Below are 2,947 nucleotides of genomic sequence, written 5' to 3' on the forward strand. Positions count from 1 at the left end.
AAGACACACTCGTTATAGGGTCAAGCGAATAAGTGCATGTGGTGGATGCCTTGGCGATTACAGGCGACGAAGGACGTGATAGCCTGCGAAAAGTTGTGGGGAGCTGGCAAATGAGCATTGATCCACAAATGTCCGAATGGGGAAACCCGGCCCGAATGGGTCATCCTGAGCTGAATACATAGGCTCAGCGAAGCGAACGCGGCGAACTGAAACATCTAAGTAGCTGCAGGAAAAGAAATCAACCGAGATTCCCAGAGTAGTGGCGAGCGAAATGGGAACAGCCTTCAAGATTTAGCACCGGTGTTAGCAAAGCGGCATGGAAAGGCCGACCATAGTGGGTGATAGTCCCGTATGCGAAAACCCTGGTGTGGAACCAAGCTTGAGAAAAGTAGGGCGGGACACGTGAAATCCTGTCTGAAGATGGGGGGACCATCCTCCAAGGCTAAATACTCGTAATCGACCGATAGTGAACCAGTACCGTGAGGGAAAGGCGAAAAGAACCCCGGGAGGGGAGTGAAATAGATCCTGAAACCGCATGCATACAAACAGTCGGAGCCTGGAAACGGGTGACGGCGTACCTTTTGTATAATGGGTCAGCGACTTACATTCAGTGGCAAGCTTAACCGAATAGGGCAGGCGTAGCGAAAGCGAGTCCGAACAGGGCGTTCAGTCGCTGGGTGTAGACCCGAAACCAGACGATCTATCCATGGCCAGGATGAAGGTGCGGTAACACGTACTGGAGGTCCGAACCCACTAATGTTGAAAAATTAGGGGATGAGCTGTGGATAGGGGTGAAAGGCTAAACAAGTCTGGAAATAGCTGGTTCTCTCCGAAAACTATTTAGGTAGTGCCTCGTGTATCACCTTCGGGGGTAGAGCACTGTCATGGTTGTGGGGTCCATTGCGGATTACTACGCCATAGCAAACTCCGAATACCGAAGAGTGCAATCACGGGAGACAGACATCGGGTGCTAACGTCCGGTGTCAAGAGGGAAACAACCCAGACCGCCAGCTAAGGTCCCTAAATATTGCTAAGTGGGAAACGAAGTGGGAAGGCTAAAACAGTCAGGAGGTTGGCTTAGAAGCAGCCACCCTTTAAAGAAAGCGTAATAGCTCACTGATCGAGTCGTCCTGCGCGGAAGATGTAACGGGGCTAAGCAATATACCGAAGCTGCGGATGCGAGCTTGCTCGCATGGTAGGAGAGCGTTCTGTAAGCCTGTGAAGGTGTCTTGTAAAGGATGCTGGAGGTATCAGAAGTGCGAATGCTGACATGAGTAGCGATAAAGGGGGTGAAAGGCCCCCTCGCCGTAAGCCCAAGGTTTCCTACGCAACGTTCATCGGCGTAGGGTGAGTCGGCCCCTAAGGCGAGGCAGAGATGCGTAGCTGATGGGAAGCAGGTTAATATTCCTGCACCGTCGTATGATGCGATGGGGGGACGGATCGCGGAAGGTTGTCCGGGTGTTGGAAGTCCCGGTCCCTGCAGTGGAGAAGGCGCTTAGGCAAATCCGGGCGCGTAATTCAAGGCTGTGGGGCGAGCGAACTTGTTCGCGAAGCAATTGGAAGTGGTTCCAAGAAAAGCCTCTAAGCTTCAGTCATACGAGACCGTACCGCAAACCGACACAGGTGGGCGAGATGAGTATTCTAAGGCGCTTGAGAGAACTCGGGAGAAGGAACTCGGCAAATTGGTACCGTAACTTCGGGATAAGGTACGCCCTTGTAGCTTGACTGGCCTGCGCCAGAAGGGTGAAGGGGTTGCAAAAAAATGGTGGCTGCGACTGTTTAATAAAAACACAGCACTCTGCAAACACGAAAGTGGACGTATAGGGTGTGACGCCTGCCCGGTGCCGGAAGATTAAATGATGGGGTGCAAGCTCTTGATTGAAGTCCCGGTAAACGGCGGCCGTAACTATAACGGTCCTAAGGTAGCGAAATTCCTTGTCGGGTAAGTTCCGACCTGCACGAATGGCGTAACGATGGCCACACTGTCTCCTCCCGAGACTCAGCGAAGTTGAAGTGTTTGTGATGATGCAATCTACCCGCGGCTAGACGGAAAGACCCCATGAACCTTTACTGTAGCTTTGCATTGGACTTTGAACCGGTCTGTGTAGGATAGGTGGGAGGCTTTGAAGCTGGAACGCTAGTTTCAGTGGAGCCGTCCTTGAAATACCACCCTGGCTTGTTTGAGGTTCTAACCTTGGTCCGTTATCCGGATCGGGGACAGTGCATGGTAGGCAGTTTGACTGGGGCGGTCTCCTCCCAAAGTGTAACGGAGGAGTACGAAGGTACGCTAGGTACGGTCGGAAATCGTGCTGATAGTGCAATGGCAAAAGCGTGCTTAACTGCGAGACTGACAAGTCGAGCAGGTGCGAAAGCAGGTCATAGTGATCCGGTGGTTCTGTATGGAAGGGCCATCGCTCAACGGATAAAAGGTACTCTGGGGATAACAGGCTGATACCGCCCAAGAGTTCATATCGACGGCGGTGTTTGGCACCTCGATGTCGGCTCATCTCATCCTGGGGCTGTAGCCGGTCCCAAGGGTATGGCTGTTCGCCATTTAAAGAGGTACGTGAGCTGGGTTTAAAACGTCGTGAGACAGTTTGGTCCCTATCTGCCGTGGGCGTTGGAAGTTTGAAGGGGGCTGCTCCTAGTACGAGAGGACCGGAGTGGACGAACCTCTGGTGTACCGGTTGTCACGCCAGTGGCATCGCCGGGTAGCTATGTTCGGAAGAGATAACCGCTGAAAGCATCTAAGCGGGAAACTCGCCTTAAGATGAGACTTCCCTGGGAACTCGATTCCCCTTAAGGGTCGTTCAAGACCAGGACGTTGATAGGTCAGGTGTGGAAGCGCAGTAATGCGTTAAGCTAACTGATACTAATTGCCCGTGAGGCTTGATCCTATAACCAGTGTGTTTTTTTACGGCCAGTGTTAGCGCTTGAGCTGTCGGCT

Annotated in this window: 1 rRNA gene; it reads left to right on the top strand. The window is 52.6% G+C overall.

What is annotated here, in order from left to right:
* The first annotated feature begins 18 nt into the window (after positions 1–18).
* Positions 19–2,897, top strand: a 23S ribosomal RNA gene (locus PTE30175_RS27900).
* The last annotated feature ends 50 nt before the right edge of the window (positions 2,898–2,947 follow it).

It is taken from the genome of Pandoraea terrae, from assembly GCF_902459695.1.
Lineage (GTDB): Bacteria > Pseudomonadota > Gammaproteobacteria > Burkholderiales > Burkholderiaceae > Pandoraea > Pandoraea terrae.